Source organism: Kutzneria buriramensis (assembly GCF_003387475.1).
Classification (GTDB): Bacteria; Actinomycetota; Actinomycetes; order Mycobacteriales; family Pseudonocardiaceae; genus Kutzneria; species Kutzneria buriramensis.
Genome location: NZ_QUNO01000005.1, coordinates 248434 through 261338, shown reverse-complemented (window position 1 = coordinate 261338; position 12905 = coordinate 248434). Strand labels below are relative to the sequence as shown.

General features: G+C 70.0%; 12 protein-coding genes. 5 read left to right on the top strand and 7 right to left on the bottom strand.

What is annotated here, in order from left to right:
• Window positions 1-30 precede the first annotated feature (30 nt).
• Window positions 31-957, bottom strand: a complete 927-nt coding sequence (locus tag BCF44_RS16525; RefSeq protein WP_116175173.1) for a GNAT family N-acetyltransferase — start codon at window positions 955-957, stop codon at window positions 31-33.
• A complete protein-coding gene (locus BCF44_RS16520) occupies window positions 954-1793 on the bottom strand; it encodes a class I SAM-dependent methyltransferase (RefSeq protein ID WP_116175172.1) in 840 nt (279 codons plus the stop codon). Before BCF44_RS16520 ends, BCF44_RS16525 begins: the two co-directional genes overlap by 4 nt.
• Before the next feature lie 191 nt (window positions 1794-1984).
• Between BCF44_RS16520 and rpsA the strand changes: the two genes are divergently transcribed.
• The 3 genes from rpsA to coaE all read left to right on the top strand — a co-directional run bounded on the left by rpsA (window position 1985) and on the right by coaE (window position 6408).
• On the top strand, window positions 1985-3454 hold the full coding sequence (rpsA, locus tag BCF44_RS16515) for a 30S ribosomal protein S1 (RefSeq protein WP_116175171.1): 1470 nt from the start codon (window positions 1985-1987) through the stop codon (window positions 3452-3454).
• A 253-nt stretch (window positions 3455-3707) separates the two neighbouring features.
• Entirely contained in the window at window positions 3708-5165 is a 1458-nt protein-coding gene (locus BCF44_RS16510) for an FAD-binding oxidoreductase (protein ID WP_246015141.1), read from the top strand.
• 49 nt (window positions 5166-5214) lie between these two features.
• The gene (gene coaE / locus BCF44_RS16505; RefSeq protein ID WP_116175169.1) at window positions 5215-6408 is read left to right on the top strand and encodes a dephospho-CoA kinase; all 1194 of its coding nucleotides are present in this window, start codon (window positions 5215-5217) and stop codon (window positions 6406-6408) included.
• A 94-nt stretch (window positions 6409-6502) separates the two neighbouring features.
• Here the strand turns inward: coaE and BCF44_RS16500 are convergent, their stop codons facing one another.
• The 3 genes from BCF44_RS16500 to BCF44_RS16490 all read right to left on the bottom strand — a co-directional run bounded on the left by BCF44_RS16500 (window position 6503) and on the right by BCF44_RS16490 (window position 8472).
• Window positions 6503-7021, bottom strand: coding sequence for a ribonuclease FAU-1 family protein (locus BCF44_RS16500; RefSeq protein WP_116175168.1), 519 nt, complete (start codon window positions 7019-7021; stop codon window positions 6503-6505).
• A gap of 137 nt (window positions 7022-7158) precedes the next feature.
• Complete coding sequence (locus BCF44_RS16495) at window positions 7159-7710, bottom strand: ribonuclease FAU-1 family protein (RefSeq protein ID WP_116175167.1); 552 nt, start codon at window positions 7708-7710, stop codon at window positions 7159-7161.
• 84 nt (window positions 7711-7794) lie between these two features.
• Complete coding sequence (locus BCF44_RS16490; RefSeq protein ID WP_116175166.1) at window positions 7795-8472, bottom strand: DUF4232 domain-containing protein; 678 nt, start codon at window positions 8470-8472, stop codon at window positions 7795-7797.
• A 193-nt stretch (window positions 8473-8665) separates the two neighbouring features.
• On the opposite strand from BCF44_RS16490, the gene uvrB reads away from it, so the two are divergent.
• Both uvrB and BCF44_RS16480 read left to right on the top strand, forming a co-directional pair.
• The gene (gene uvrB / locus BCF44_RS16485) at window positions 8666-10813 is read left to right on the top strand and encodes an excinuclease ABC subunit UvrB (protein ID WP_281283114.1); all 2148 of its coding nucleotides are present in this window, start codon (window positions 8666-8668) and stop codon (window positions 10811-10813) included.
• A 180-nt stretch (window positions 10814-10993) separates the two neighbouring features.
• Window positions 10994-11359: a hypothetical protein gene (locus tag BCF44_RS16480; RefSeq protein WP_116175164.1), complete on the top strand. Its 366-nt coding sequence runs from the start codon at window positions 10994-10996 to the stop codon at window positions 11357-11359.
• 109 nt (window positions 11360-11468) lie between these two features.
• On the opposite strand, the gene BCF44_RS16475 is transcribed toward BCF44_RS16480, so the two are convergent.
• Both BCF44_RS16475 and BCF44_RS16470 read right to left on the bottom strand, forming a co-directional pair.
• On the bottom strand, window positions 11469-11999 hold the full coding sequence (locus BCF44_RS16475) for an RDD family protein (RefSeq protein WP_116175163.1): 531 nt from the start codon (window positions 11997-11999) through the stop codon (window positions 11469-11471).
• A 147-nt stretch (window positions 12000-12146) separates the two neighbouring features.
• Window positions 12147-12887, bottom strand: a complete 741-nt coding sequence (locus tag BCF44_RS16470) for a pyrimidine reductase family protein (protein WP_116175162.1) — start codon at window positions 12885-12887, stop codon at window positions 12147-12149.
• Window positions 12888-12905: the final 18 nt, after the last annotated feature.

The following is a 12905-nucleotide window of genomic DNA, read 5'->3' as shown; positions in this document are numbered from 1 at the left end:
TCGACCCTAGGGTCGCCTACCTCACGGCGCTCACCGGACTGCGCCGGCCGGGCGAACCTCCCACTGTGTCCACAGTGGCCGGTAACCCTGCCGTGGCCAGAACACCGACGACAGCGGGTTAGGTGGGTTGTAGTGCAGGAAGGTGCCGACGGTCCGGTGGCCGGCGAAGTGATTGTGCACGACCGCCATCAGCTGCTGGCCGATTCCGGCGCCCCTTGCCCCCGGGAGCACCGAAAGACAGTTCACATAGCCCCACAGCCCCATCGGCAGCTGCCGGCTGGTCTTGGTGCCGGGCGTGTTGGCGATCAACCCGGTCTCGGCGAGGCCGACCACCATGCCGTCCCGCTCGGCCACCCACACCTCGTCGCCCACGCCGAGCCGGCCGGCCACCGCCGCGCGCCGCATCGGCTCCGCCTCGGGACGCTCGATCGCCGTGCCGACCTTGGCCGAGTACCGGATCTCGGCCATCGCCAGCTCCACGACCGCGTCCTCGTCCGACGCCAGCGCCGGCCGGATGGTGACCGTCAGCGAGGGCACCCGCAGCGGGCTCGGCCGCCGCACGGCCGTCACCGTCAGCGGCTGCAAGCCGTGATCGAGGAACACTCGGACGCAGTCGACGTCACGGCTGGGCCAGACCACCGACGCCGCCGTGTCCGGGCCGCGGTCGCCGACCCGGTCCAGCCACTGACGGAAGGCCCGCAGCATCGCGTCCATGCCGGCCGCGCCGGTATGGCCGATCACCGGCTGGAGCTCGTACGTCGTCGCCGCCGACCACAGCCACGGCGGCATGCCCGGGCCCGCGACCCAGCGTGTGACCACCCCGGCCACCCGCGAGCCGTCCGGCAGCGCGGCGCTGATCATCTCGCCGGGCTCCGGCGGCGGCGCGGTCGGCAGCACCCGGTCCAGCCGTGCGAACCGTTCCTCCTGCGCGGCGAGCAGGGGGTCGGTGACGGTCATGCCGGCCGTCGGCAGCGGAAGATCGCGGTGCCGGGGAACAGCCGTCCGCGCAGCGGGCTCCACTGGCCCCACTCCGGGTGCTCGGCGCCCGGCCACTCCGGCTCGACCAGGTCCTCCAGCGCCAGGCCGGCGGCCGCGAGCTGGCGCACGTAGTCGCCGAGCGTGCGGTGGTGCTCCACGTAGGTGGCGTTGCCGTCCCCGTCCACCTCCAGATAGGGGGTGCGGTCGAAGTACGACTGGACGACCGTCAGGCCCATCGGGCCCGGGTCGTCGGGGAAGATCCAGCGCATCGGGTGCGTCACCGAGAACACCCACGGGGCGCCCGGCCGCAGCACCCGCGCGACCTCCCGGAAGACCGCGCCGACGTCGGCCACGAACGGCACGCCGCCGAACGCCGAGCAGGCGGCGTCGAAGCTGGCGTCGGCGAAGGGCAGCTGGTCGGCGCTGGCCCGCAACAGCGCCGGGCGCAGGCCCGTGGCCTCGTTGCCGGCCACCGCGTGGCGGAGCATGCCCGCCGAGATGTCCAGCCCGACGGCGTGCGCGCCGGCCGCGGTCAGCCAGCGGCTGCACGGCGCCGCGCCGCAGCCGATCTCGAGCACCGACCGGCCGGTCACGTCCCCGAGGTAGCCGGCCTCCGACTCGCGCACGCCCTCCGGGCACCACACGAAGTCGGCGTCGCCGAGGAAGGCCCCGTGCTCGGCCTGGTAGTCGTCCGCGTCGGCGTCCCACCAGGCGATACTCGCCCGGCGCGACTCCGATCCGCCCACCTCGCGCTTGGCCGAGCCCGTCGTGCCGAGCAGGTCCTCGGCGCCGGCGTAGCGTTCCTGCGTGCTCACACTGCTCCTTCTGGGGACCGGGTTTGCCCGGCCGTCACGGGCGCGCGTACGATATGGGCCGCGTAGTAGGTTCTGCGCTGCCCAGAACTTTGGACTCAGAGCTTCTTGACCATGGCCTGGAGTTTCGGTGGCGCACGCAGCTCGACAACTTCAGGCCCACTAACCCAATCCGTACCGGAGCAACCCACCTAATGTCCACCGACACCACCATCGTCCCGGCTTCGACGACCCCGAAGCAGCAGATCGCCGTCAACGATATCGGCACGGAGGAGGACTTCCTCGCCGCTATCGACAAGACGATCAAGTACTTCAACGACGGCGACATCGTCGAGGGCACCATCGTCAAGGTCGACCGGGACGAGGTCCTGCTCGACATCGGCTACAAGACCGAAGGTGTCATCCCCTCCCGCGAACTGTCGATCAAGCACGACGTCGACCCCAACGACGTCGTCAAGGTCGGCGACGAGGTCGAGGCCCTCGTCCTCCAGAAGGAGGACAAGGAAGGGCGCCTGATCCTCTCCAAGAAGCGCGCCCAGTACGAGCGCGCCTGGGGCACCATCGAGGCCCTCAAGGAGAAGGACGAGCCGGTCAAGGGCACGGTCATCGAGGTGGTCAAGGGCGGCCTCATCCTGGACATCGGCCTGCGCGGCTTCCTGCCCGCGTCGCTGGTCGAGATGCGCCGGGTGCGCGACCTGCTGCCGTATGTCGGCCGCGAGCTCGAGGCCAAGATCATCGAGCTGGACAAGAACCGCAACAACGTGGTCCTGTCCCGCCGCGCGTGGCTGGAGCAGACCCAGTCCGAGGTCCGCAGCGAGTTCCTCAACCAGCTCCAGAAGGGGCAGGTCCGCAAGGGCGTCGTCTCCTCGATCGTCAACTTCGGCGCGTTCGTCGACCTGGGCGGAGTGGACGGCCTCGTGCACGTCTCCGAGCTGTCCTGGAAGCACATCGACCACCCGTCCGAGGTCGTCGAGGTCGGCCAGGAGGTCACCGTCGAGGTGCTGGACGTCGACATGGAGCGCGAGCGCGTCTCCCTGTCGCTGAAGGCGACCCAGGAAGACCCGTGGCGCCAGTTCGCCCGGACCCACGCGATCGGCCAGATCGTGCCGGGCAAGGTCACCAAGCTGGTGCCGTTCGGCGCGTTCGTCCGCGTCGACGAGGGCATCGAGGGCCTGGTCCACATCTCCGAGCTGGCCGAGCGCCACGTCGAGATCCCGGAGCAGGTCGTCCAGGTCAACGACGACGTCATGGTCAAGGTCATCGACATCGACCTGGACCGTCGCCGGATCTCGCTGTCGCTGAAGCAGGCGAACGAGGGCTTCACCACGGAGACCGAGTTCGACCCGACCCAGTACGGCATGGCCGCCGAGTACGACGCCGAGGGGAACTACATCTACCCCGAGGGCTTCGACCCGGAGACCCAGGACTGGCAGGAAGGCTTCGACAAGCAGCGCGAGGAGTGGGAGCGGCAGTACGCCGAGGCCCACACCCGCTACGAGGCCCACATGAAGCAGATCGCCAAGGCCGCCGAGGCCGACGCCGAGGCGCAGGGGGAGACCAACTACTCCTCCGGCTCCACCGAGGCGCCGTCCCAGGGTGGCGGCTCCCTCGCCAGCGACGAGCAGCTCGCCGCCCTGCGCGAGAAGCTCTCCGGCGGCCAGTGAGCCCCCGGTAGCCAGCTGATCGACCGAGCCCCCGCTCCCTCCGGAGCGGGGGCTCGGTCGTTTCCCGATCGCTCCGTGCAGAAGCGCGGCATGTCCTATGACGTGGGCTCGACGTCCAGATCCGGCCTTGACGTACTTGTTTTCGCTGATATCTGTGGGCGGTCGGCGCCGTGAATGCTGCCCAATCTATCGTCGACCTTGCCTCGACGTTCGCCGCGTGTATAGCGTGAATGTCGCAGCCCGACGAAGAGATATGAACTTCGTCGGTCTCTGTGTCATTATTCGCACTCGTAACAGGACATGTGACGTGACATGCAACGATTCGTTTCCGATGTTGGTGTCGTCTGAGGACGCCGCGTCCCTGGCCGCTGTCGTGACGGGTTCGGTTCTGCTGCCGGGGGACTCGGGATACGACGACGAACGCGCCGTCTTCAACCTGAATCATGAGCTGATGCCCGCAGTCATCGTGGTGGTGGAGAATGCGGCCGATGTCCAGGCCGCGATCGCTTTCGCGGCGGCCCGGCGCCGGCCGGTCCTGGTGAAGGCCACCGGTCACCAGATGGTCGGCACGGCGGACGACGCCGTCATGATCGCGACCCGTCGGATGAACGACGTGACCATCGACGCGGTCGGCCGCACGGCCCGGGTCGGCGCCGGCGCGGTCTGGGGCGAGGTCGTCGCGGCCGCGGCCAAGGACGGACTGGCCCCGCTGAACGGGTCGAACCCCACGGTGGGGGTCTGCGGCTACACCCTGGGCGGCGGCCTCAGCCCGACGCTGGGCCGCTCCCACGGCTACGCCGCCGACCATGTGCGCTCGCTCGAGGTGGTGACCGCGGACGGCGAACTGCGGCAGGTCGACGCCCACTCCGAACCCGAACTGTTCTGGGCGATGCTGGGCGGCAAGGGCAACTTCGGGGTGGTGACCGCACTGGAATTCGATGTGTTCCCGGTGGCCCGCCTTTACGGGGGCGGCATCTATTTTCCCGGTGAGCGAATGGCCGACGTGCTGCGCGCCTGGACCGCCTGGCATCCGGGCACCCCGGAGACGATGATTTCGTCGTTCGCCGTGTTGCGGCTGCCGCCGCTGCCCGCACTCCCCGAACCGCTTCGCGGTGTGTTCTCGGTGTCTTTGCGGTTTGCCTACAACGGCACGGCCGTGGATGGTGAGCGAATGATAGCGCCGCTGCGGGCGGTGGGTCCGGCAATTCTGGACACCGTGCGGGACATGCCGTACAGCGAGGTCGCGTCGATCCACGACGAGCCGACCGAGCCATTGCCCTATTACGAACGGGGTGTCATGCTGCGGGAATTCCCCGCACAGGCGCAGGACAGGCTGATCGAGCTCGTCGGCCCCGAGTCCGACACCACCATGTGGATCGCCGAACTGCGGGCTCTGGGCGGAGCGTGGGATCGGGAGCCGGCGGCGGGCAACGCCGTGGCGACCAGGGGCCTGCCGTACAGCCTGCTGGGCGTCGAGGTCGGTCCGCTGTCGCAGGAGCAACGGCTCAAGGAGTCGGTCGCCGCGCTGCTGGACGGCATGAAGCCCTGGGCGGGTGACCGGCGGCTGGTGAACAACCTCGCCCCGGAAGAAGCGGCCGACGCAGCCGCGGTCTACGGCCCGGAGCGCCACGCGCGGCTCGCGGCCGTCAAGAGGACCTACGACCCGACCAACATGTTCCGGATCAACCACAACGTGGCGCCGGCCACCTGAACGGCGACGCAGGCGGGGTGCCCGCGCCGCCCGGTGGTTGGATGGCGGCATGTTGCAGGTGGGGTTGACGGGTGGGATCGGGGCCGGCAAGTCGACCGTGGCCCGGCGGTTGCACGAGCTGGGGGCGACGGTGGTCGACTCCGACCGGATCGCCCGCGAGGTGGTCGAGCCGGGCACGGACGGCCTGCGCGAGGTCGTCGCCGCGTTCGGCGACGAGGTGCTGGCCGAGGACGGCAGCCTCAACCGCCCGGCGCTCGCGGCCAAGGTGTTCGGCAACGACGAGAACCGGGCCAGGCTCAACTCGATCGTGCACCCCCGGGTGCGCGACCGGGCGGTGGAGCTGACGAGCAAAGCCCCAGCTGACGGCATCGTCGTGCAGGACATCCCGCTGCTGGTGGAGAACGGCATGGCGCCGGCTTTTCACCTGGTCGTGGTGGTCGACGCGGACGTGGAGCTGCGGGTGCACCGCCTGACCACCAGCCGCGGCATGGACGAAAAGGACGTACGGGCGCGAATCGCCGCGCAGGCGTCGGAGGAGCAGCGCCGCGAGGCAGCCGACGTGTGGCTGGACAACGGGGGCAGCGAGGCCGACGTCCGGGCCGCGGTGACCGACCTGTGGCACCACCGGCTGCTGCCGTTCGAACGGCACGTCCGCGAGGGGACCTACCCGGACCGCGGCGGCCCCGAGATCGTCGATTACGACCCCGAGTGGCCCCGCGACGCTCGCCAGCTGATCGCCCGCCTGAAGCTGGCCGCCGGCGACAAGGCGCTCCGCGTCGACCACGTGGGATCGACGGCTGTGCCCGGCCTGGCGGCCAAGGACGTGATCGACCTCCAGCTGACGGTGCAGAGCCTGGACGACGCCGACGCGCTGGCGGAAACCCTTGCCGGCGTGGGCTTTCCGGCGCTGCCGGCGTTCACCCGGGACACTCCCAAGGCGACGGACCCGGACCCCGAGCACTGGCGCAAGCGCACGCACGCCAGCGCGGATCCGGGCCGCTGGGCCAATCTGCACATCCGCGCCGCCGGCTCGCCGGGGTGGCGCTACGCGCTGCTGTTCCCGGCCTGGCTGCGCGCCGACGCCGACGCCCGCGCCGAGTACGAGGCGGTCAAACGTGAGGCCGCCCCGCGTTTCGCCGACATCCCGTCCTACGGCGTCGCCAAGGATCCCTGGTTCGCCCAGGCCGACTCGCGGGCCGAGGCCTGGGCGGCGGCAGCGGGGTGGCAGCCGCCGACCCGCTGAAAGTTGGTCCCCGCCTAACGGTGCCGCAGGTGTGGCCGGGCGGGGAACGACCACTGCGACTTCGCCCGGGACGCGCTACCGGGCGAGCAAGTCCTTACAGGGGCGGCCAGACGTCGAGGATGTCCAGGTGGCTCAGCCACGCGTTGAGGTCGTGGCGGAAGTGGCTCATCTCCTCGAGCGTGCGGTGCACGGTGCGCAGCGCCAGGTCGGCGTCGCCGGGGCGCAGCACGCGGCCGGCGACGGCGGCGGCGAACTCCTCGGAGCGCACGATGCGGGCCGTGGTGCCGCCGGGGACGGCCAGGCCGAGCAGCAGATCGGTGGTCCGCCACGACCGGCTGTCGCGCTGCACCCGCACCGCGGTCAGCGTGCTCGGCGCCGACCGGCCGTGCCGCGAGCGCGGCCGCTGGTGGGTCAGGCGCAGGCCCAGGTCGGGCAGCAGCCAGGTGACCTCGCAGTCCGCGAACGGATCCTCGGGTGTCGGACATTCCATCCGAAGTCCCCACCGCTCCACCTGGCACGTCGTGAGGTGTCGGGTGCCACCGGACGAATAGGTGCGGACCCCGGTGAAGGTGTCGACGGTGTCGACGAGCTGCGGCGTGATGACCGTTCCCACGCGACCCGAGAGTAGCCCTAGGTGTTCGCCCGGTGACCGTCCGGGTCGATTCGTTACATCACGCATTGTGCCCGTTTGGATACCGAATGGGTTGCGGGCGTCCCCGTCAGTCGAACGGCCCTTGACCGTGTCCGCCGTCATCGGCTATCCGACCAGGTGAGGTGGACACCGTCCGCGGCCAGCCACCGCTGGATGTCGTAACCGTGCGCCGCGATCCCGGCCACCGCTCGGTAGGTGCCCTCCAGGGCCAGCTGGGCGTCCTGGGCGGTCAGGTGCCCCAGGCGGACCGCCGCCATCAGCTCGTCGGTGTCCAGCACCTCGACGTCGCGGCCGGTCCGCACCAGCAGGTCGAGGTAGAGGTCGACGGTCCGCCACGCGTGCTCGCCGGGCTGCACGTGGACCACGTCCACGTAGAAGTCGAAGTCCCGCTCGTGTCCCGGCCACCAGCTCTGCCGGGTGACCCGCAGCCCGTACGCCGGCAGCAGCCACGACTCGAAGTGCCTGAGCTTCGGGTGTCCCACCACGGGCCGCGACATGTACAGGCCGTGCTCGGCGCGGCGGTACTCGGCGACCTCCCGCACCTGTCCCTTGGGGTCCGTGTTCGTCATCGCGACGAGGTCGAAGTCCTCGACCTTCGGCGGATGGACGTGGGTCTCGCCCCGGACCTGGGTGGGCAGTCGGAAGGTCATGCCGACATCGTCTGACCTGCGGGGCCGCCGGTGCCATCCTCCGGCAGGGTCATATTCCGACCGCTGTCGGACGCCTGCGTTCGGTCAACCCGTGATGGAGGTGCCGACGCTGCTCACCGTGAGCAGCGGGCCGACGTTGCCCGAGCAGGTCGCGCCGGTGCTCGGCAGGAACATCGCGGCGGTCTCGTTCGGCGGGTAGACCCGCAGGCCGCGCACGTCGACCTGCTTGCACTGGGCCGGGTCGAACGGGTCCGGGTTGACCATGATCAGACCGGCGTTGGTGCTGTAGCCGGGACGCAGCGTGATGGTCGGGCCCTGGTTGCCGCTGCGGTTGGCCGCCTCGCCGACCTGCTGGCCGTTGTCGCCGGTCACGAAGGAGACGCCCGGGAAGCCCTGGAGCGTGCAGGTGCGCTGGCCGGTATTGGTGAACTGGAGCGAGGTGTACGTCTTCTGCATCGCGTGGTCGGCGTCGTGGCCGAACGACAGTTTCAGCTCGCTCGACTTGCAGTTCGACGGATTGGCGGACACCACCGGCTGCGCGCCATTGTTGCCCGTTTGCCCACCGGTTTGGCCGCCGCCGGACTGGTTCGAGCCGCCGCCGGCGTTGGCGGACTGCGTCGCCGACGTCGGCGCGGACGCGCTGGTCGTGGCGTTGCCGTTGGTGATGGGGGTGACGGTGGCGTCGATGTGGGCGCCTCCACAGGCGCTCAGCACGATCGCCCCGGCGGCGCAGACCAGCCCAACAGCAATGGTGGAACGCATGGGTGCCTCCAGTGAAATACGGCGCGGCGGAATTGTTCTTGAATATCGCCCTGCCGTGGTGGTTCGTATGCATAGAGGATGTTTGTGGGCCCCTTTGGTTGGGGGTGTGTGATTTGGTTCACAGCGGCTGAACCTTGATCATGGTTGGCGGCGTCGTGCGAAAACTGTCAGGGGTGCGTCCTACTCTGGGGACGTGGCAGATTCACCTGTGCTCGCGTCCTCCGTCTTCCGGCCCGTCAGCGACATCCCCCGCGCCGACGGGCGGTTCAGGGTGGTCGCCGACTACCAGCCGTCGGGCGACCAGCCGCAGGCCATCGCCGAGCTGGAGCAGCGGCTCAAGCGGGGCGAGCCCGACGTCGTGCTGCTGGGCGCGACCGGCACCGGCAAGTCGGCGACGACCGCGTGGCTGGTGGAGAAGCTCCAGCGGCCGACGCTGGTGATGGCGCCCAACAAGACGCTGGCGGCGCAGCTGGCCAACGAGCTCAAGGGCTTCTTCCCGGACAACGCCGTCGAGTACTTCGTCAGCTACTACGACTACTACCAGCCCGAGGCGTACATCCCGCAGACGGACACCTACATCGAGAAGGACTCCTCGATCAACGAGGACGTGGAGCGGCTGCGGCACTCCGCGACGATGAGCCTGCTGACCCGGCGGGACACCATCGTGGTCGCCTCGGTGTCGTGCATCTACGGCCTGGGCACGCCCCAGTCCTACCTGGACCGTTCGGTGCAGCTGAAGGTCGGCGGCGAGGTGGAGCGCGACCTGTTCCTGCGCGCGCTGGTGGACGTGCAGTACACCCGCAACGACATCGCCTTCGCCCGCGGCACGTTCCGGGTGCGCGGCGACACCGTGGAGATCATCCCGGCGTACGAGGAGCTGGCCGTGCGGGTCGAGTTCTTCGGCGACGAGATCGACCGGCTGTACTACCTGCACCCGCTGACCGGGGACGTGGTGCGGGAGGTGGAGGAGCTGCGGATCTTCCCGGCGACGCACTACGTGGCCGGGCCGGAGCGCATGGAGAAGGCCATCGCCGGCATCGAGGCCGAGCTGGCCGAGTCGCTGGCCCGGATGGAGAAGCAGGGCAAGCTGCTGGAGGCGCAGCGGCTGCGCATGCGCACCACGTACGACATCGAGATGATGCGCCAGGTCGGGTTCTGCTCCGGCATCGAGAACTACTCGCGGCACATCGACGGCCGCGGCGCCGGCAGCGCGCCGGCCACGCTGATCGACTACTTCCCCGAGGACTTCCTGCTGGTCATCGACGAGTCGCACGTGACCGTGCCGCAGATCGGCGGCATGTACGAGGGCGACGCGTCCCGCAAGCGCAACCTGGTGGAGCACGGCTTCCGGCTGCCGAGCGCGCTGGACAACCGGCCGCTGACCTGGGAGGAGTTCCAGGACCGGATCGGGCAGACGCTGTACCTGTCGGCGACGCCCGGACCGTACGAGATGGGGCAGGCCGGCGGCGAGTTCGTGGAGCAGGTGATCCGCCCGACCGGGCTGGTCGACCCGCAGGTGGTGATCAAGCCGACCGAGGGGCAGATCGACGACCTGGTGCACGAGATCCGGGTGCGGGCCGAGCGCGACGAGCGGGTGCTGGTCACCACGCTGACCAAGAAGATGGCCGAGGACCTCACCGACTACCTGCTGGAGCTGGGCATCCGGGTGCGGTACCTGCACTCCGAGGTGGACACCCTGCGGCGGGTGGAGCTGCTGCGGCAGCTGCGGTTGGGCGACTACGACGTGCTCGTCGGCATCAACCTGCTGCGGGAGGGCCTGGACCTGCCGGAGGTGTCGCTGGTGGCGATCCTCGACGCCGACAAGGAGGGCTTCCTGCGGTCGGGGACGTCGCTGATCCAGACCATCGGCCGCGCCGCCCGTAACGTGTCGGGCGAGGTGCACATGTACGCCGACAAGATCACCGACTCCATGAGGTACGCGATCGACGAGACGAACCGCCGGCGCGCCAAGCAGATCGCGTACAACACCGAGAAGGGCATCGATCCGCAGCCGCTGCGCAAGAAGATCGCCGACATCCTGGACAAGGTCTACGCGGAGGCCGAGGACAGCGAGGAGGTCAAGGTCGGCGGGTCGGGGCGCAACGCCTCCCGGGGCAAGAAGCCGACCGGCGAGGGCAAGGCCGTGTCGCCGGGCGTGCTGGTGGAGCGGGACGTCAAGAACATGCCGCGCGCCGAGCTGGCCGACCTGGTGCAGCAGCTCACCGACCAGATGATGGCCGCCGCCCGGGACCTCCAGTTCGAGCTGGCCGGCCGCATCCGCGACGAGATCGCCGACCTGAAGAAGGAACTCCGCGGCATGGACGCCGCCGGCCTGAAGTGAACCCCCGCGAGTCGCGCTCTCGGGCACACCGAATGTAGGTTTCGGGCAGGGCCTGCATTCGGTGTGCCGCAAGGTTTTCGGAGTTGCGCGAAAGTGCGCGCGGGGCCGGGGAAGCGGGCCTAGCGTTGGTCTCATTCACCTGTGGGGAAGGGGAGACCGATGCGTGCAGCGGGACGGATCGTGGCGGGGCTCGCGGTGCTCGCCGCGATGGTGACGGGTGGTGGGACGGCGTTGGCGGCCACGGCGGTCGAGTACGGCGTGGTGCAACCGGATGCGACGGCGATCGAGTACGGGCTGGTGCAGCCGGACGCCACGGCGGTCGAGTATGGCCTGGTGCAACCGGATGCGACGGCGATCGAGTACGGGCTGGTGCAGCCGGACGCCACGGCGGTCGAGTATGGCCTGGTGCAACCGGATGCGACGGCGATCGAGTACGGGCTGGTGCAGCCGGACGCCACGGCGATCGAGTATGGCGTGGTGCAGCCGGATGCGACGGCGATCGAGTACGGGCTCGTGCAACCGGAAGCCTCGGCGACCGAGTACTGATCGGAGTGTGGGGCGGGTGCATGCCCGCCCACCACTTGATCTTCTGCCTGAAACCCACATTCGCTCTGTCCCGCTGTGCTTGATTTCTGGGCGAACTCGCGGGGGTGGGTCAGTCGGCTATCACGCGGGTGCCGGTCAGCCAGTCGTGGAGGGCGCGGCGCTGGGGGTGGACGAGGGCCAGGCCGATGCTGATGGGCACGATGACGTAGACGCAGGCGAGGCAGAGGCAGGCGGTCTGCTGGGTGCCCAGGTGCATCCACACCCGGCTGAGGCCGAGGTGCGCGAGGAACCACGGGAACAGCTTGATGGCGGTGCGCATGGCGAGCTGCCAGGCGTTGGCGCGGGTGCCGTCGGCACGGACCACGCGCAGGCCGACGCGGCGTTTGCCGAGGCTGCCCTGGAGCCGGCCGTTCTCGGACAGCACGAGGTAGATGCCGACGGGCAGCAGCCCGAGCGCGAGGGCGGCCAGGTCGGCGGACAGCTCGCTGGTGGCGGACCAGTGCGGTTCGAGGCCTAATCGACGCAGTCCGATCGCGACGCCGCCGAGCAGCAGCAGCCAGGCGAGCGCGACCAGACAGTCCACGAGACAGGCCTCGGTACGGGCCCTGGACCCGGCCCGCGGCTGGACGTGACGCGGCAATGCTCACCCCCGACCGAACTGCTTCAGCCGACAACAAGATCATTAGATCACGTCGACGAGTTCAGACGCCCAACCAGATCGTATCGGCAGGAACCGGCACCGGGGTCAGCCCGCGAACGGACGAACCCGCTGGTGCAAGAGAACCCGTCACGACCGCCGTGAGCGGTACCGGAGCATGAGGAAGCCGTCGTCGGTGAGCACGGAGGCGAGCTCCAACTCCCGCGGTGCGACGGGCGGTGGCCCGACGGCGATGCGGCTGGCGTCGCCGCCGGCGAGCACCGGCGACACGGTCAGGCACAGCTGGTCGACCAGCCCGGCCTCGATCAGCCCGCCGAACAGATGCGGCCCGCCCTCGCAACTGACCCGCCGCAGCCCGCGCTTGTCCAGCTCGGCCAGCGCCACCGGCAGATCCACATCGGCGTCCCCGGTGACGACGACGTCCGCGCCGGCGTCGGCCAGCGCGGTTCGGCGCTCCTCGGAGGCGGCCAGACACGTCAGCACGATCGTCGGCACGGCGGCGTCGGTGATCAGCGGCGCTTCCGGGTCGATGGTGGCCCGTCGGGTGACCACGGCGATCGGCGGCACCGGGCTGAGGCCGAGCCGCGCGCGGGCGGCGGCCCGCACCTCGCCGGCCTTGACGCCCTCGTAGCCCTCGATGGCGGCGGTGCCCGCGCCGACCAGCACCACGTCGGCCAGGGTCCGGCCGAGCATGAACACCTTCTTGTCGGCGGGACCGGACAGGCCCTGCGACTTGCCGCCGACGGTGACCGCGCCGTCCGGGCTGGAGACGAAGTTCACCTGCACCCAGGGCCGGTCCAGCTCGGGCGGGTAGTCGTAGAGCCGTTCCAGCTCGGTGTCGTCGATCTCACCGTCGTGAGGCAGGAGCATCCGCACGGCTCCATCCCA